This window comes from Zhongshania sp. (assembly GCF_029212375.1).
Taxonomy (GTDB): domain Bacteria; phylum Pseudomonadota; class Gammaproteobacteria; order Pseudomonadales; family Spongiibacteraceae; genus Spongiibacter.
Genome location: NZ_JARGNU010000010.1, coordinates 1 through 15,968, shown reverse-complemented (window position 1 = coordinate 15,968; position 15,968 = coordinate 1). Strand labels below are relative to the sequence as shown.

At 48.3% G+C, this 15,968-nt stretch carries 17 protein-coding genes; 15 read left to right on the top strand and 2 right to left on the bottom strand.

The features are described from left to right. Nucleotides 1-244 precede the first annotated feature (244 nt). From P1U47_RS11415 to P1U47_RS11405, 3 genes are all read left to right on the top strand, one after another. The gene (locus tag P1U47_RS11415; RefSeq protein ID WP_301029052.1) at nt 245-1,561 is read left to right on the top strand and encodes an O-antigen ligase family protein; all 1,317 of its coding nucleotides are present in this window, start codon (nt 245-247) and stop codon (nt 1,559-1,561) included. A 143-nt stretch (nt 1,562-1,704) separates the two neighbouring features. Further along, the gene (locus P1U47_RS11410) at nt 1,705-2,184 is read left to right on the top strand and encodes a pilin (protein WP_301029051.1); all 480 of its coding nucleotides are present in this window, start codon (nt 1,705-1,707) and stop codon (nt 2,182-2,184) included. Nucleotides 2,185-2,300: 116 nt separating this feature from the next. After that, on the top strand, nt 2,301-4,157 hold the full coding sequence (locus P1U47_RS11405) for an LTA synthase family protein (RefSeq protein ID WP_301029049.1): 1,857 nt from the start codon (nt 2,301-2,303) through the stop codon (nt 4,155-4,157). Here the strand turns inward: P1U47_RS11405 and nadC are convergent. Further along, nucleotides 4,147-4,989, bottom strand: a complete 843-nt coding sequence (gene nadC / locus P1U47_RS11400) for a carboxylating nicotinate-nucleotide diphosphorylase (protein ID WP_301029047.1) — start codon at nt 4,987-4,989, stop codon at nt 4,147-4,149. The genes P1U47_RS11405 and nadC overlap by 11 nt on opposite strands. Nucleotides 4,990-5,240: 251 nt before the next feature. On the opposite strand from nadC, the gene P1U47_RS11395 reads away from it, so the two are divergent. From P1U47_RS11395 to P1U47_RS11380, 4 genes are all read left to right on the top strand, one after another. Then, on the top strand, nt 5,241-7,529 hold the full coding sequence (locus P1U47_RS11395; RefSeq protein WP_301029046.1) for a DUF1631 domain-containing protein: 2,289 nt from the start codon (nt 5,241-5,243) through the stop codon (nt 7,527-7,529). Between the two features lie 137 nt (nt 7,530-7,666). Then, entirely contained in the window at nt 7,667-8,215 is a 549-nt protein-coding gene (gene ampD, locus P1U47_RS11390) for a 1,6-anhydro-N-acetylmuramyl-L-alanine amidase AmpD (RefSeq protein ID WP_301029045.1), read from the top strand. 3 nt (nt 8,216-8,218) lie between these two features. Beyond that, nucleotides 8,219-9,073, top strand: coding sequence for a regulatory signaling modulator protein AmpE (gene ampE / locus P1U47_RS11385; RefSeq protein WP_301029044.1), 855 nt, complete (start codon nt 8,219-8,221; stop codon nt 9,071-9,073). A gap of 33 nt (nt 9,074-9,106) precedes the next feature. Then, nucleotides 9,107-9,988: an ROK family protein gene (locus P1U47_RS11380; RefSeq protein WP_301029043.1), complete on the top strand. Its 882-nt coding sequence runs from the start codon at nt 9,107-9,109 to the stop codon at nt 9,986-9,988. Nucleotides 9,989-10,124: 136 nt separating this feature from the next. Here the strand turns inward: P1U47_RS11380 and P1U47_RS11375 are convergent, their stop codons facing one another. Beyond that, nucleotides 10,125-10,679, bottom strand: a complete 555-nt coding sequence (locus P1U47_RS11375; RefSeq protein ID WP_301029041.1) for a cob(I)yrinic acid a,c-diamide adenosyltransferase — start codon at nt 10,677-10,679, stop codon at nt 10,125-10,127. Nucleotides 10,680-10,776: 97 nt separating this feature from the next. On the opposite strand from P1U47_RS11375, the gene cobU reads away from it, so the two are divergent. The 8 genes from cobU to P1U47_RS11340 all read left to right on the top strand — a co-directional run bounded on the left by cobU (nt 10,777) and on the right by P1U47_RS11340 (nt 15,850). Then, on the top strand, nt 10,777-11,298 hold the full coding sequence (gene cobU, locus P1U47_RS11370) for a bifunctional adenosylcobinamide kinase/adenosylcobinamide-phosphate guanylyltransferase (RefSeq protein ID WP_301029040.1): 522 nt from the start codon (nt 10,777-10,779) through the stop codon (nt 11,296-11,298). Nucleotides 11,299-11,308: 10 nt separating this feature from the next. Next, complete coding sequence (gene cobT, locus P1U47_RS11365; RefSeq protein WP_301029038.1) at nt 11,309-12,355, top strand: nicotinate-nucleotide--dimethylbenzimidazole phosphoribosyltransferase; 1,047 nt, start codon at nt 11,309-11,311, stop codon at nt 12,353-12,355. A 36-nt stretch (nt 12,356-12,391) separates the two neighbouring features. After that, nucleotides 12,392-13,003, top strand: a complete 612-nt coding sequence (locus tag P1U47_RS11360; protein ID WP_301029036.1) for a histidine phosphatase family protein — start codon at nt 12,392-12,394, stop codon at nt 13,001-13,003. A 266-nt stretch (nt 13,004-13,269) separates the two neighbouring features. Next, a complete protein-coding gene (locus P1U47_RS17590) occupies nt 13,270-13,563 on the top strand; it encodes a BrnT family toxin (RefSeq protein WP_366943157.1) in 294 nt (97 codons plus the stop codon). Beyond that, nucleotides 13,541-13,765: a BrnA antitoxin family protein gene (locus tag P1U47_RS11355; protein WP_301029034.1), complete on the top strand. Its 225-nt coding sequence runs from the start codon at nt 13,541-13,543 to the stop codon at nt 13,763-13,765. The genes P1U47_RS17590 and P1U47_RS11355 overlap by 23 nt, the downstream gene beginning before the upstream one ends. Nucleotides 13,766-14,740: 975 nt before the next feature. Further along, nucleotides 14,741-14,983: a type II toxin-antitoxin system Phd/YefM family antitoxin gene (locus tag P1U47_RS11350; RefSeq protein WP_301029032.1), complete on the top strand. Its 243-nt coding sequence runs from the start codon at nt 14,741-14,743 to the stop codon at nt 14,981-14,983. Beyond that, nucleotides 14,980-15,243, top strand: a complete 264-nt coding sequence (locus tag P1U47_RS11345) for a Txe/YoeB family addiction module toxin (RefSeq protein ID WP_008252539.1) — start codon at nt 14,980-14,982, stop codon at nt 15,241-15,243. Before P1U47_RS11350 ends, P1U47_RS11345 begins: the two co-directional genes overlap by 4 nt. Nucleotides 15,244-15,481: 238 nt before the next feature. Continuing rightward, nucleotides 15,482-15,850, top strand: a complete 369-nt coding sequence (locus P1U47_RS11340; protein WP_301029030.1) for a DUF2750 domain-containing protein — start codon at nt 15,482-15,484, stop codon at nt 15,848-15,850. The last annotated feature ends 118 nt before the right edge of the window (nt 15,851-15,968 follow it).

Sequence of the window (15,968 nt, the reverse complement as noted above, 5' to 3'; positions counted from 1 at the left end):
TAAAATTTGTTTAGAGAGTTGGCGCAAATCAAGGTCTTATACCTTGATTGTAGCTTAGATTCTCAAACCTAATAGACTAAACAGTGTAGCCTTAAATAGTAAGAAGAAGAAGTCTACCGTTATTTGGTGCTTAATTTGCTAGGTTGTTTGGAGCAAAAGGCTTAGGGGTGTTGGGCATGATGGTTTTCAAGGGCTTGCACTACTGCTGTGAAACTGAATTTTATTCTATTATAAGGTTGCTAATATGATTGTTGAGTCAAATCGGACGGTGTTTGGGCTAGATACCACGCGGCCGGGCTCAGTGCTGTATTTGTTATTGCTGGCACTGTTGTTCAGTATTTCAATTACAACCGGAATATGGGATTTGGGCAATTCCCATATCGTTATGTTACATGAGCTGGTGTTTGTGCTCGCTTGTGTCGTTGGTGTGGGTGTAAAGCCCTTTGTGACATTGATAAAATCTCGGCCTATTGTGAGTGTGTTGTTAGGCGCATGGCTATTTAGTATCACCTTATCTTTGTTGTTGTCACCTTATAACTTAGCGTATTTAAGTACCGGCCGGGCGCGATACTACGAAACTATACTCCATGTTTTCTTCTTTTTGAGCTTGCTAGTCTATTTGCGACTATATCAGCCGCCGCTACGTTTGGTGTTTTATGTTCTTCTACTAAGTAATGCCTTTGTGGTTATGCAGGCTATTTCAGTTTGGCATTTCAGCTCCGACGTGGGAATTCATTCATCCGCGGCATGGTTTAGTCGTTTTCCCTTTGTGGGTCATGCGCGTCATGCGGGCTACAATATGCTCGTAGCAGTGCTGGCGGGTGCTTTTTTGTTGCTAAGTGAACCGCTGTCTCGGCAACGAATTTTTATTGGCGCAGCCTTATTTTTAGTGGCTGCTTGCCTGTTCTGGTTGGGTGGCAGAGGTTCGATGCTGTCGGCGCTCGTCGCGCTAGGTGTTGTGTTTGTTTGGGTAAGACAAAAGCTCATAATTGATCGTCGATTACTCGTTATAACGCTGAGTGTTGTGGTTTGCGCCGTAATTGCGGCGCATTTTGCGGCCGCTTTTAGCTGGAATGGTGTTTCAAATTCGATTGGCCGCTCGGTTGCAGCAGAAAATGCAGATAGGCTGTCGTCTGGTCGGCTGACCATCTGGCTGTATTCGCTTGCGGCTATTCGCGATGATTGGTTTTTGGGGCTGGGCTCGCAGAGCTATTTATTTATTCCTGGTAAATGGCGAAATACCGCCATGCCGCACAATGCAATAGTTCAGTTTTTAGTTGAGTGGGGGGTGCTGGGAGCAACGCTGTTTCTGTCACTATTTTTATATGCTCTCCGGCAGGCTTTTGTCCGCCTTCGGGTGTCGGCTTCGTCGATTAGTGCTGAGATATTAAGCGCGACTACTATTGTTGTGGCGCTTGCCGTTCATGGTTTAACCGATGGTACCTTTTACCACGGCAAGGCCAGTTTTTACATGGCACTGTGCTTTGCCATTTGCTTGGGTGGGGCCACTTTTAGTAGCAGAACTGACAAAAAGTGTCAGTTAGTGCCGGTAAGGAGCTAGTTTTTCTGTTGGAAATTGCATTCGTTGCGATGAACGCAAGGGTTTCAGAGCTAAAAATACTGGCATGGTAAATGCTCAGTTAGATCTGATTGGTAAATTCTCAATCGTCAAACAATTTAAATTTTGTTCGCTTGGAGAAAACAATGAAAAAAGTTCAACAGGGTTTTACATTAATCGAACTGATGATCGTTATTGCGATTATCGGTATTTTGGCCGCGGTTGCGCTTCCTGCTTATCAGGATTATACCGTGCGCGCTAAGGTGTCAGAAATTGTATTGGCCGCGTCTACTTGTCGGACGGCAGTAACTGAGTACTATCAATCTGGTGAAGTAACTCCTACTCTGAATGGTTGGGGTTGTGAGTCTAGCGCTGTAGGTGGTTCATCTAAATACGTTAAAAGTGTTGCGACTACCGCTGACGGCGCGATTGTTGTAACTGCACAAGGTATCTCTGAATTAACTCCTAGTTCTGCTGATGTCTTGACGCTGTTTCCTGCAACTGCTACTAATAAAACGGCAATGACGTGGAATGCTAATAAAGGTCAAGCGGTATTCCAGTGGGTTTGTGGTGGTACAGGTACAACTATTCCTAAGCAATACTTGCCTGGTTCATGCCGCGGCTAAGTATGTTGCTTAATTAGTAAGTGAAATAGCTATTATTTCGAAAAAGGGAGCTTAGGCTCCCTTTTTTTACGGAAATTTTTTATAGGTGTAATGTTCGCTTGATATTTCGAATAGCATTGTTGTTATCACTGATTGGTACTTCATTTTTTTCTTATTTTGGTTTTCTTAATCCGAACCCATTAGGATTGCTTAGTGATTGCATGGTGTTTACGTTAGGCCTTGCTATGGCGTATCTGCTAATTCCATTTGGACGAGTCACCTTTGCATTGTATTTGACCGGCTTTACGTGCTTTTCTTTTTTAATTTGTGTTAGTAATTGGTGGTATTTTCAGTATTTCCAGTCTTTTTATAATTACGAATCACTCGGTCTTGGTGGCGATATTGTTGCTGCCCTAAAGTCGTTAGAAAGCTTTCAATATAAACGTGAAAGCATCTACCTCTTTATTCTTAATTGCTTTTTTGTTGCTCTATCAATTTTCTTTTATCATAAGCCAGCAAGACGTGGAGCACCCGCCTATGTTGCTGGATTAGTATTGTTGTTGGTCGCGATGGTGTTTGGTTTTGTGGCCAATTTTGCGCTTGAATCGTATGCCAAACTTAATATCTCAATACTGAAGCCATCTTATGTTCACCCTTTACATGCATTCTTTGTTTCTGATAATGCAAATTCGGGGGTAGAGAGTGAAGAGGTTTTAGCATCCGATATATTCACTAGTTTAAATTTGCCAGTGAAAGATAGAGAGTCAGTTTTATTTAAGCAGCAAGCGTATAACGTTATTTACATTGTCCTTGAGTCAACAAGGGCTTCTTTAGTTGGTAAGTACGGAAATGACGATAAATTAACACCGAATATTGATGCGCTTGCTAAATCCTTGGTCGTATCAAAAAACTTCTACGCTAATAGCAATTACACAATAAAAGGTGAAGTTGCCAGTTGGTGCGGAATTTTTGATCAGAATGCGGCGCCGCCGATATCAAAGTCTACTGATAAAATAAAGAGCTTGCAGTGTTTGCCAAAAATTTTGGCAGAGCGAGGGTACGATACATCTTATTTTCACGGGAATACTTCGCTATTTAACAGCCGAGATGAGTTTTTACCCCTTGTTGGTTTTAAACATTTGTATTTTCCAGAAGACGGCGCGAATGCAAATGCGTTACCAAAAATCGGCTGGGGTATTTCAGATGAGTATATGTATCAGTTTATGCTCGATACGTTGCTTTCAAAAGGTGATAAACCATTCTTTGCACATTTCATGACGGTTAGTAGCCATTATCCCTATAGTTGGGATTGGGGTATATCTGTGCCAGTAGCAGAACACGCTAATCCCAAAAATGCATCGGAAGTGTATGAGAATTATAAAAATGCCGTTTTCTATGAGGATTACGCTTTAGGTAAGTTTTGGGCGGCGTTTAAAAAATCTAAGCTCTACGATAATACGATAGTTGTGATTACTGCAGATCATGGTGTTTGGGTTTTTGACGATGAGGAAAATAAGTCGTTAATACAAAAAAATGAAGAGTTTTTCCGAGTGCCTTTATTGATCTACCATCCAGACATTAAAGAGCCAGTGGAGTTGACGGATACTGCTAGTCAAATAGACCTGCCCGAAACAGTGCTTAATATGTTGGGAATAAAGGATTACGACGACTTTTTTGTGGGTAAAAATTTATTTGAAACGGTCGAAAATCCTTGGGCTATTATGATGAAACAGGGCGATATTGTGGTGCGGAAAAACGACACCATCTGCTATGTTGAAGGTGCTGGCTGTGCTGGGATTCAGCAAGATTGCGTGGCAATAGAGTACGGTGAGTTATTGCCCGACATTAATAAGCTGCAGCGCTGCCAAAAAGTGACGGGTAATCTACTGCAAAAAAATGGGGCGGTGCTTAGCGCGCAACCCGCCGATCCCGATTTGATGGATAAGGCGTTTAGCCTTATCCGCTACCACAATAAAAAAGTATTTATGGATTAAACCGCATCGATAAATCCACCGCCTGCGCATGCTTGGTTAGCGCACCTATCGAAATATAATCTACGCCGGTTTCGGCGATGCCCGCCAAGGTAGTGGTATCTACATTTCCAGATGCTTCCAGCTTGGCTCTTCCCGCCGTCAGTGCTACGCCAGTTTTCATATCTGCCAAGCTAAAGTTGTCGAGCATTATGATGTCGGCATTGCCGGCTAGGGCAATTTCTAATTCAGCCAAGCTTTCTACTTCTACTTCCACCGGTTTGCCGGGGGCGATTTCCCGTGCGGCGCTGATCGCGGCGGGGATACCACCGCAGGCGGCGATGTGGTTTTCTTTTATAAGAAATGCGTCGTATAGGCCAATACGATGGTTGTGGCAGCCGCCGCAGGTTACGGCGTATTTTTGGGCGGTGCGCAGGCCGGGGATGGTTTTGCGGGTGTCGAGCAGGCGCACTTGGGTGTGGGCGACGATGTTGGCGTAGCTGTTACAGATGGTTGCCGTGCCAGAGAGTAGCTGTAAAAAGTTGAGGGCGGTGCGCTCGCCGGTGAGCAGTGAGCGGGCCGAACCTGTTAGTTCAAACAGCAATTGGTCGGGAATAACGGTGTCACCGTCGGCGACATGCCACCGAATTGTGACGGAGCTATCAATTTGGCGAAATACCTCGTTCACCCATTCGGTGCCGCAAACCACTGCGTTTTCCCGGGTAATAATGCGGGCTTTGGCGGTTTGGGTAACGGGAATAAGCTGGGCGGTAATGTCGCCACTTCCAATGTCTTCTTTTAGGGCGAAGGCCACGGTTTCTGTGATGTCGCGCTGTAATTGGGCTGATAACTGCATGTTGAATTTCCGGGGTTATTGGCAAGATAATTCGGAGCGCCGCTATTCTACCAGCACATGGCTTGGCCTGCCTATTTTCATGGTGTTTGGCTGGGCAAGTAAGTAGTTGTAACAGTGGCGAGCTGGGGGCTGTTTGCCGTATAACTATGTCATTCATATGAATATTGAGTCATTGTTGTGCTTTTGCTCGACAGTTCAGTGGCTTACGTTTTATATTTCTTGCGTTTACTTCAAATTTTGGCGAAAGCATTATGGTTGACCAGTCACCAAAGGTAGTGGATTTACAGTCGCGGCGAGAGCCGACTACGACTGATGCTACCTTGTCCGCGCCACTCGCCGCGATTCGTGATAAATGTGTTTTGTTTCTGAATGATCGTCTCTGCAATTTGCTAGACGATGTTGACGATGCCCTGTTTGAGTTGGCTGACGAGGCGAGCAATGCCCGTGAGCAACACCTGTATTTTGATGCCATGCGTGAAATTCGGGTGAACAGGCAGGCCATAGAAGTGGGCTTTGCCGAGTCCTTTGTTCAAGGTTTTCATTTTCTAGGTAGTACTAGTCGCAAGGCTAATTCGCTAGAGAGCGGTAAAGCCAAACTTCGCTTGCTAGAGTCTGAAGCGCTTGAAGAGTTAGTGGCGCTAGAAGGAATGGCGAAAAAAGCTGAGCGCCGGTTTCTACAAGAAATATGGGTGCTGTGTACCGCTTGGCAGCAGGGAAGCAACGGCCCTGTTGTGGCGGCGAAAGAACTGCCAATGGGGCCAGCTAAAATAGCCGCTGCGCTTGGTATTGCTTGTCAGTGCTTAGATGTTGATATCAAGGCTAGACTGGTCTTGTTCAAACTGTTTGATACTCAGATTATCACTGCCTTTGGCGACCTTTATTCGGTGCTCGTGCCGGTACTAGAAGCGCAAGGGCTGCCAGTTGAGTTGTTGGCGACAAAACCACAAGCAGCGGCAAAGGACGAGCTTGGGAAGGCCGCGGATGCGGCACCTACCGAACGTTCTAATGCTAAGCCCACAGCGGAAAGCTCTCAGTCGGCAGAGCTGGTTACCCAGTTGTTTGACGCTTTTGATTCGATGTTAGGCGGTAGTAAAGAGCCTGGCGCAAACAGCGCAAAAGCCGCGGTATCCAAACCGTCGTTTATGGTTGCCCTGCAAGACATGCAAAATGAGCAGTTTGCGCAGTTTAATGTGCAAATTTCGATGAACGGTGAAGCCGGTGTTGATTTTACGGCGATCGCGCAAAAGCTCATTGCGCGCCTTTCGCAAGTGATAAGGGTTGCGAGTACCGATGCGTCGGCACTTAGCTACCAGCGCGATCAAGATACCATTAATTTTGTTGGCGCTTTGTTTCAGTATATTTTAGAAGGCGACGGCCTCGCCGAGCCTTTAAAAGGCTTAATCGCTAGGCTGCAAATCCCCGTTTTAAAAATGGCCATGCTCGACAAAGGCTTTTTTGCCCACGAAGAACATCCAGCTCGCAAATTACTTAGCGCCTTAGTGAGTGCTGGTATTGGCTGGTCGCCGGTTGCTGGCGTTGACAAAGATCCCTTGTACCGCGAAATTGAAAAAGTGGTGATGCGGGTATTGCGCGACTTTGGTGTTGATACCCAAGTGTTTGTAGATGCGCATGAAGAATTTCTCACTTTTAATGAAAAGGCCAAGCGTCGGGCCGAGCTGGTTGCTCGGCGCACGGTAGATACCGAAGATGGTCGGGCCGTGGCAGAAGCGGCGCGCATGTATATTGCCGGTGTGCTTGAAATCCGCTTGGCAGGGGTAGATTGCCCGCCAGTGCTGACTAAAATACTGCAGTTAGGTTGGAGCAAGGTGTTGTTCCTTAGCTATATTCAGCACGGTAAAGACAGCGAGCGGTTCGCGGAAGATACCGGCTTAATAAACCGCTTGTTGTGGAGCGTATTGCCCTCGAATGAGGCGGGACATCGCAATGAGTTAATTGCGACCTTACCGCTACTGGTTGAAACCCTGAGGCTGGGCTTTAATCGGGTATCGTTGAATAATTTTGAAACAGCGCAGTGGTTCGAGCAGTTGGAGCGTTTGCATCTTGCCAAGTTAAGCCGGAAAGAGATTGCGCCTCCAGTGGAGCCTGCGCCAGTAGTTCCGTCTGAATCAGATATTGCGGCCTTGGATGCGGCGTTGGCCGAAAGTCTCGATGGCGGCAGTGACGACTCAGAGCGTACTGCCACTAATGAGCAAGCCACTGCAGATAGTGTGGCTAATACTATCAACAACGATGAAGAATCAGCTGCTCGGCTGCAGTCTTTGCGGGTGGGCAATTGGGTGGATTTTAGGCAGAGCGACGGCAAAATGCTGCGCTGCCGCTTGGCCGCCGTAATCAATGGCATTGGCCGCTATATTTTTGTTAACCGCTCAGGGATTAAGGTCGCTGAATTTAATCGCGATGAGCTAGAGTTAGCGCTGCGGCAGAAGTCGGTATTGTTGATTGAAGATGACCGCCTGTTTGACCGCGCACTGGAGTCCGTCATTAGTAATTTGCGTGATATGAAAGACAAACCTCTCTAAGTCTGTATTTTACAGCCCCACCACATTCCGTGTAATCTTGGCCAAGCTGCTTTGCAAGTGCTTGTTGCAATGAGTTTTGGCAGTGTCCTTTGTCGTATTTCTTTATGACACTTCACAGTTAAGAGCGCGGTAGTGGCATGTACACCATAAATAGCGCCGGTTGGCTTAATCCTGCTGCCAAGCATCCCTCGCCCAATTTTAATGATCGGCCAGTTCTTGGCGATATTAGTTTGCTGGTCATTCACAATATTAGTTTACCGGCTGGCCAATTTGGGGGGCGCCACGTTCACGAACTGTTTACCAACTGCTTAGACTGCAATACTCACCCTAGCTTTGACGATTTACAGGGGCTTAAGGTTTCTTCGCACTTATTTATAGATCGGCGGGGCGGCGTCAGCCAATTTGTGTCATTTGCCGATCGCGCGTGGCACGCAGGGGTCTCCCAGTTTGCTGGCCGCGAGAACTGCAATGACTTTAGTATTGGCATTGAGCTTGAGGGTTGCGACGATATTCCCTATACCTACGCGCAGTACCGCGAGCTTATAGCCCTTAGCCATACGCTGCGCCGTGCTTATCCGGCGATAACACCTGAGCGTATAGTTGGGCATAATGACATTGCGCCAGGCCGAAAAACGGATCCCGGCGCAGCCTTTGATTGGACTTATTATAAAAACGCATTGGAATAAACCATGGAATTTTTTGCAATTTTAATTGCTTGGGCGGCTGTGCAGTTTTGGGGTAGCGGCGGTGTTGTGCAGCAAGACGCGTGGTTTGAGCGGCTGCAATTAGTGGCCAACAAGATACCGGCCAGCGCCGTTCGCTTGTTGCTGGTGTTTGGCTTGCCGGTAATTGGCGTATTTGTGCTGGTCTGGATGCTCAGCCCGTTGCTGTTTGGGTTGCCCGCATTTTTGCTCAGTGTGATTATTTTGTTATACAGCTTGGGCCGTGGTGATTTTCAGATTCTGCTAAAGCTCTATTTGAATAGTTGGTTGCGAGGTGATTTAGAGGGGGCATTCCAGCACGGACGGGGGTTTAGCACTGAACTCTGCGAGAGCGGTATCGACAATGCCCTGCAACTGCATACCAGCGTACGCAAGGCCGTGTTTTATCAGGGCTTTGAGCGTTGGTTTGCGGTGGTTTTTTGGTTTGTTTTGCTCGGTCCCGCAGGGGCTTTGGCCTATCGTTTATTATTTATGCTGGCAGGTAGTGAGCGACAGCCGCAGCAAGATCGCGATCATGCGGCAAATGCGTTGTTCTACTTAGAGTGGTTACCGGTGCGCTTATTGGGTTTGGCCTTTGCCATTATCGCTAATTTTGACACCGGTATCAGTGCTTGGCGGCAACATCTGCGCAGCGAACAGCCCAGTGCCGAAGTGCTCGACAATATTGGTATGAAGGCGCTGCCAACGTTTGTGCCAGAGGGCCAAATTGATGGTGAGCAATTTGTAAAATCTGCTGCCGATGAATTGCTGGCGGTGCAACATTTACTGTCGCGCAGCTTGCTGTGCTGGATTTGCGCGGTGGCGGTATTACAGCTGCTATAGTTATTACCGTATTTGCTTAAGTAGGGGTTGGCAATGAAAATGGGCATCGATCTTGGCGGCACAAAAATTGAGGGTGTGGTGCTGTCGTCCAAGGGAATTGTGCTCGCCAAGGAGAGGGTCGCCACCCCGCAAAACTATCCCGCTATTCTCGACGCCATCGCAGATTTAGTCGTTAGCCTAGAACGTAGTGCCGGTGGCCGCGCCAGTGTTGGGCTTGGAGGGCCTGGCGCCGAATCGGCGATAAACGGCCGAATGAAAAACAGCAATACCCAGTGTATCAATGGCGAATCGCTGCGCGAGGATCTTAGTATTCGCCTGGGAAAAATTGTACGTTTCGCCAACGACGCCAATTGCTTTGCTCTGTCTGAGGCGGTCGATGGCGCCGGCGCAGCCTACAACTTCGTGTTTGGGGTTATTCTTGGCACGGGTACGGGGGGTGGCCTTGTTTTTAATAAGCAGGTACTGGTTGGCGCCAATGGTATTGCTGGCGAGTGGGGACACACCCCCATGCCCTATCTAAATGAAGGCCGGCCCTGCTACTGCGGTCGGGCAGACTGCATTGAAACCTATCTCTGCGGCGCGGGCTTAACGCGCAGCTACCGCAACGCGGGCGGTGATGTCCTATTGGTGCCCGATATTGTTAAGCGTGCCGGCGCAGGCGAGGTGCTAGCCAATACAGTGTTAGATGTTTACTGCCAACAACTCGCCTCTGCGCTTGCGGTAGTGATTAATATCGTCGACCCCGCCGCAATAGTGCTGGGCGGCGGGCTCTCTAATATTGCTATGCTCTACGAAAAAGTACCCCAGTATTGGCATGACTATGTTTTTAGCGACCGCTGCGTAACTAAACTCTTGCCTGCAAAATACGGCGATAGCAGCGGCGTACGCGGCGCCGCGTGGTTGTGGGGAGAATAAATAGTCTGGCGTCGGGGGGCTGATGTCGGATGCTTAAGGGCATGCGCTGCGCTTATTTAGAAGCAACAAAGTCCGAGCTTAAAAGTAGGGGCCAAGCGCTTGTCCGACGTCTGACACCAGACCTCCGACGTATCTATTAGCGCTTATCCGCCTGCACCCACAATACTTCCTGACCACCATCGCGCAGTGCCAGCAAGCGCGCCATCACAAACAAAAAATCCGACAAGCGGTTTAAATACTTGCGTCCTGTCGCATTAACGTCATCGGTTTTGCTCAATGCCACCACGCAGCGTTCGGCGCGGCGACACACCGAGCGGGCCATATGGCAGAGCGCGGCGGCTTTGCTGCCACCAGGCAGAATAAAGTTTTTTAGCGGAGGTAAGTCGGCGTTTAATTGGTCGAGGCTAGTCTCTAATTCATCAATACGCTCGGGGCTAATCATGGTGTAACCCGGTACCGCCAGCTCGCCGCCCAAATCAAATAAATCGTGTTGAATGCGGGCTAGTAAGGGCGAGTAGGGGTCTGCTGGGGGTAGCTCAGCCATAAGTAAACCGATAATAGAGTTCACTTCGTCGATGGTGCCAATGCCTTCCATACGGCAGTGATCTTTGTCTATACGTGAGCCATCGCCCAGCCCTGTGGTGCCGTCATCGCCGGTTCGCGTGTAAATCTTAGATAATCGATGTCCCATATTTCCCTCAATCAAGCCCAGTCTTGTAGAATATGCGGCTTACTATACGTCAGATCGCTAAACGGTGGCAGTCTCGGCCTTGTTGTGGAGTTTACTCTTGCTGGAATTGTATTTAGGTGGCGCCCGCTCGGGGAAAAGCCGATTGGCCGAACAGCGGGTGCGCGCCGCCAATATGCAGCGCATTTATGTGGCTACGGCAACGCCAGGTGATGCCGAGATGGCCGCGCGGATAAACCACCATCAACAGCAGCGCCAAGCTGATGATTGGCGTACTGTAGAGGCGCCAGAAGACTTGTCTGCAGCGATACTCCAACACGCCGCTGCGGATAAAGCTATATTGGTGGACTGCCTAACCTTGTGGCTAAGTAATTGGCTGGCCAAAGAAGATGACGATAGCTGGCAGCAGGTAAGGGGGCGATTCTTGCATACCTTACAAACAGCGCCGGGCCATATTGTGTTAGTCAGCAATGAAGTGGGGCAGGGTATAGTACCCTTGGGGGCGCTGACCCGCCGGTTTGTGGATGAGGCTGGGCGCTTGCACCAAGACATTGCCGCAATAGCGGATAGAGTGGTGTTTGTTACCGCAGGCTTAGAACAAATTTTAAAAAATAGGGCATAAGGGAATTGATATGAGTCATTGGTACGAGGAAGCGGCACCGGAAGCCGACGAAGAGATGCGGGCGGCAGCAATTGCGCGGCAAAATAGTTTAACCAAACCCCGCGGCGCCCTTGGTCGCCTAGAAAATGTTGCGGTGCAAATGTCGGCGATTCAACGCACCTTAGAGCCCCACGCTAATAAGGCCTTAATTGCGGTATTTGCTGGCGACCACGGCGTTACCACCGAAGACATCTCTGCCTACCCGCAAACGGTTACCTCGGAAATGGTGCGCAATTTCGCCAATGGCGGCGCGGCTATTAGCGTCTTGGCCAAGTCGATGGGCATTGATTTTACCGTGGTGAATGTCGGTACGGTTTACGCGTTAGAAGACCTGCCCAATGTGCAAGACTTACGGGTGGGGGCGGGCACCCAAAATATGTGCGTTACCGAAGCCATGTCTTTAGAACAGTGCGAAGAAGCCTTGGCCGTGGGCCGCGATATTATTGATCAGGCTGGCGACATCGATGTGTTTATTGGCGGCGAAATGGGTATTGGCAACAGCACCGCCGCCGCGGCTTTGGCGGTCGCACACACTCGCCTGTCGGCCACTGCAATGGTGGGCCGTGGCACGGGTATTAGCGATCAGGTTTTGGCGAAAAAAGCAGCCGTTGTCACCCGCGCCATGTCCCGTCATTTACCCCATATGAAAAATGGCGTTGAGGTGCTGCGGCGCATTGGCGGTTATGAAATTAATGCTTTGGCCGGCGCCTATATTCGCGCCGCTCAGCGCGGTATTGTGGTATTGGTCGACGGCTATATCTGCACTGCAGCGGCTATTTCGGCAGTAAAAATCAACCCCTCAATTCGGCCCTGGTTGTTCTTTTCACACTGTTCAGCAGAGCCTGGCCACAGCCGCTTACTAACCAAGCTAGAAGCCGAGCCACTATTGCAATTGGATATGCGTTTGGGCGAAGGCACGGGCGCAGCTTTGGCATTGCCAATAATGCAAGCGGCCTGCCGTTTGCAAATCGAAATGGCCAGCTTTGAACAAGCCGGTGTAAGCCGCGGCAACGATTAAGCGTTGGCGGCTTTTAAATTTAATGGCGAATCATAAATGAGCAAGGTTACAGAAACCTACATCGATTTACTGCGTCATGGCGCCTGCGAAGGCGGCGAAATTTTTCGCGGTAGCACCGATGTGGCGCTAAGCGATTTAGGCTGGCAGCAAATGCGCGACAAAGTCGCGGCCTTGGGCGAAGTGCACTGGGACCACATTGTTAGCTCGCCGTTGCAGCGCTGCCTGCGCTTTGCAGAAGATTTATCTACCCAGCGCGCCACCAAAATAACAGTGCAGGGCAATCTCCGCGAAATGCATTTTGGCGACTGGGAAGGCCTGCCTCACGCAGAGGCCAAAAAGCAATTTCCTCAGGCGTGGACGGAATTTTGGGAATCACCCGCCGAGGCGAGCCCGCCCAATGGCGAGGCCATGCCAGATTTTTGCCAACGTATTACGGCTGAGCTAGATGCGGTTGTAGAACAGCATCAGGGCAAGTCGGTGCTGCTGGTGGTGCACGGCGCGGTAATTCGGGTAATGATGTGCCATTTTCTGGGCATGCCCATGGGCGCCATGACCCGCATCAATGTGCCCTATGCGGGCGTAAGTCGTTTTCGTATTTACCACCAAGCGGGCAAGGCGCCGTGGGTGCAGTTGGCGAGCCATTTTTAAGGCGCGCTTAGCGCTTAATAAAAAACGAGTCTGCCGACGCAAGGGCTTAAACAACAGTGGGGATTTATCCGCTAAGTTTGCATAACTGCGGCTACCTGAACACCGTCATTTTGAATTTGATTTAGAACCCTATGCAGCCTTAGCGCGTAATGTGTCTGGCTTTAAGGTCACAAAAACAGTCAGCCGCTGTTTTAACATGGTCAAGCCATTTGGACAGTATCGTTCTAAGCTCTTGACTGTAAATACAGTGTAGTTACAATTAGGGCATGGCTCATCTACGATTTGAATGGGATCCTAGTAAGGATGCCTCTAATGTTAAAAAGCACGGCATCTCATTCGATGAGGCTAAAACCGTGTTTACTGACGAGTTCGCCCGCCTTATCGCAGATCCAGACCATTCAGAAACCGAAGATCGATTCATCTTGCTTGGCACGAGTATCAATTCTCGTCTATTGGTCGTCTGTCACTGTGTAAGAGAGGGCGAATTTATTCGTATTATCTCCGCTCGAAAGGCAGACAAAACAGAACGAAAAGTATATGAGGGTGCTAAAAATGCGTGACAGCTATGATTTCTCGAAGTCCAAACCAAACCCCTACGCCAAAAAGCTAAAAAAGCAGGTAACCATCCGACTTGATGAAGATACGATCGAGTATTTTAAAGGCTTGGCGGAGGACAAGGGTGTACCCTATCAAAGCCTAATAAATCTTTATCTGCGTGACTGCGCGCAGTCGCATAAAGACCTTACGATGAAGTGGCAGTAAAGACTGGTAATAAGTTGCTTGAATTCGTTTTGCCCGTTTGTCGCCAGATCAGGAAATGCCGCTCAGATACTTGGTGTGCTTGGCTCTTGTGTCACAACAGCGGTCAGTCGCTGATTTCATTTTCGTTACTTTATAAACTTTCCAACAAAGAAAAACAGTAAATAGCGGTCATAACAGAAGTAATCGCAATTACCAAAAAAAAATTCCCATTTCGAGTTAGAACCCCTGGGATAAAAAATGCAAATGGCCCCATGATCTTAAACACTGTATCTTTATTTTCATTGACATTTCTCAGCAGTCCAATCGATGAAAAAATAAAAATCAGCGTACTCAGTAGTAATATATACGGCGTCATTTCTTTTTTTATCCCCCCCTATAACCGATCGCTAGCGTCACCAAACACTGTGTGGACTGACTTTGATCCCACCCAGCGGTAAGCTCTAGGCCACCGTAAGGTAGCAGATTGGCCACTCCTGCCTTTTTGCCATATAGAAGTGCAAAATACCCTCTATTTCTCCAAGTGCGTATATCGAACCACCGACAATTATACTCAAAGTTAGGGTAAGACTAAAGTCACTGGCCTGAGCGCAAACCTCATTTTTGAAACCTACACAGAAAGATTAAAGTAACAGCACACAATCAACATGCCTAGATGGATACAACCATCCAGAGCGTTACTGCGAAGCCATATAAGAGAGGATCGGTGCGCAGCGCTGAACAAGCTTGTTCAGGCGCCAGAGACCTAGCACTTTGAAGACATCTAACGCTGAATGGATAGTCACCGAAGCATCTTTCAATCCAAATACAGACTTAGCAGTGATATAAAAGGCTCTAGCGTCACAATAACAGTCATTCGAAATGCTCTAATACATATACAAAGCAGGCATTCCCTGACGTCTCGGTCGTACGCGGAACGATAGGTCGGATTGACGCTGCGTACGTAACGGCGTACGCTTCGACCATATGGAGGAAGCTATGACCACACTTAATGCCACAGAAGCTCGTTCCAAGCTTTACGCGCTGATAGATGAAACGTCTACAAGTCACCAACCTATTATTATTACTGGTAAGAGGGGCAACGCAGTTTTGCTGTCGGAAGACGACTGGAATGCCGTCAATGAGACACTTCATCTGCTCTCCATTCCCAGTATGCGCGAATCTATCCGAGAAGGTATGGACGTCGAACTCGACAAGTGTAGTAAGAGCCTTGATTGGTGAGCTGGACGCTTTATTTCACTAAACAGGCTCAAAAAGATGCGCGAAAACTAGCGTCGTCCGGGCTAAAGGATAAGGCTCAGGAGCTGCTGAAAATTGTCGAAAGGAACCCGTATCAAAATCCTCCTCCCTATGAAAAATTAATTGGGGATTTAGCGGGCGCCTATTCTCGCCGAATAAACATCCAGCATCGCTTGGTATACCAAGTGTTGGAAGAGGAAAAAGCGATCAAAGTATTGAGGCTATGGACTCACTATGAGTAAAGCCTAAAACGGTAGAAATATCCCCTAATAACGAAATACTGTTACTTCCAAACCTCCGCTTTCGATCAATTGACGTCATGATTGAACGTCCGCTTAATTACCAGATCAGGAAGTGGCCGCTTACATGCGCAATGTGGATGGCTCTAGCGTCACAATAGCGGTCAGTCTCTGATTTTCAGATCATCAATTTGCCTAGTAAACGAAGGGAAGTCCATACTGTTAAGCATCATGAGAAGTTATGAGTAAATCGTCACTACATGCAGATGCCTTTTATAAAGATGTTGCTAAAAATTTAGTCATTTTTGGCATCAAAGATGATGCGGGCGTTCCCGCTCCGTTGGGGGACAACGTAAAGAGAACCATGCCATTCTGGTCTTCGCGGTCAAGAGCCCAGAAGATTGTAGCTAACGTAGATGCATACTTAGGATTTGTGATTTTTGAGCTTTCGTGGGAAGTGTTTCGAACTAAGTGGCTTGCTGGCTTGGAGAAGGACGGTTTATTGGTGGGCGTGAACTGGAGCGGCGATAAAGCTGTAGGCTATGATGTTGAACCTTCAACCGTTAAAGCTGCTATCGAATTTCAAATTAAAGGTGCGAAAAATGCTTAACAAGGCTGGCAGTGCGACCCATTTTCCGTTGCGCCTTCGGCTCCACTACAAATGCTCGCCTGTTGGCGGCGTTCAGGCTGTAGAAAAATACCTATAGGCCAGGCCATTGCTGAATTCT

What these genes read in the sequence shown, in the direction of transcription:
- ampD (WP_301029045.1), top strand. Translation starts at nt 7,667, where the DNA reads ATGTACACCATAAATAGCGCCGGTTGGCTTAATCCTGCTGCCAAGCAT.
- cobT (WP_301029038.1), top strand. Translation starts at nt 11,309, where the DNA reads ATGAGTCATTGGTACGAGGAAGCGGCACCGGAAGCCGACGAAGAGATG.
- P1U47_RS11340 (WP_301029030.1), top strand. Translation starts at nt 15,482, where the DNA reads ATGAGTAAATCGTCACTACATGCAGATGCCTTTTATAAAGATGTTGCT.
- P1U47_RS11395 (WP_301029046.1), top strand. Translation starts at nt 5,241, where the DNA reads ATGGTTGACCAGTCACCAAAGGTAGTGGATTTACAGTCGCGGCGAGAG.
- P1U47_RS11380 (WP_301029043.1), top strand. Translation starts at nt 9,107, where the DNA reads ATGAAAATGGGCATCGATCTTGGCGGCACAAAAATTGAGGGTGTGGTG.
- P1U47_RS11360 (WP_301029036.1), top strand. Translation starts at nt 12,392, where the DNA reads ATGAGCAAGGTTACAGAAACCTACATCGATTTACTGCGTCATGGCGCC.
- P1U47_RS17590 (WP_366943157.1), top strand. Translation starts at nt 13,270, where the DNA reads ATGGCTCATCTACGATTTGAATGGGATCCTAGTAAGGATGCCTCTAAT.
- ampE (WP_301029044.1), top strand. Translation starts at nt 8,219, where the DNA reads ATGGAATTTTTTGCAATTTTAATTGCTTGGGCGGCTGTGCAGTTTTGG.
- P1U47_RS11410 (WP_301029051.1), top strand. Translation starts at nt 1,705, where the DNA reads ATGAAAAAAGTTCAACAGGGTTTTACATTAATCGAACTGATGATCGTT.
- P1U47_RS11375 (WP_301029041.1), bottom strand. Translation starts at nt 10,679, where the DNA reads ATGGGACATCGATTATCTAAGATTTACACGCGAACCGGCGATGACGGC.
- nadC (WP_301029047.1), bottom strand. Translation starts at nt 4,989, where the DNA reads ATGCAGTTATCAGCCCAATTACAGCGCGACATCACAGAAACCGTGGCC.
- P1U47_RS11350 (WP_301029032.1), top strand. Translation starts at nt 14,741, where the DNA reads ATGACCACACTTAATGCCACAGAAGCTCGTTCCAAGCTTTACGCGCTG.
- P1U47_RS11415 (WP_301029052.1), top strand. Translation starts at nt 245, where the DNA reads ATGATTGTTGAGTCAAATCGGACGGTGTTTGGGCTAGATACCACGCGG.
- P1U47_RS11355 (WP_301029034.1), top strand. Translation starts at nt 13,541, where the DNA reads ATGAGGGTGCTAAAAATGCGTGACAGCTATGATTTCTCGAAGTCCAAA.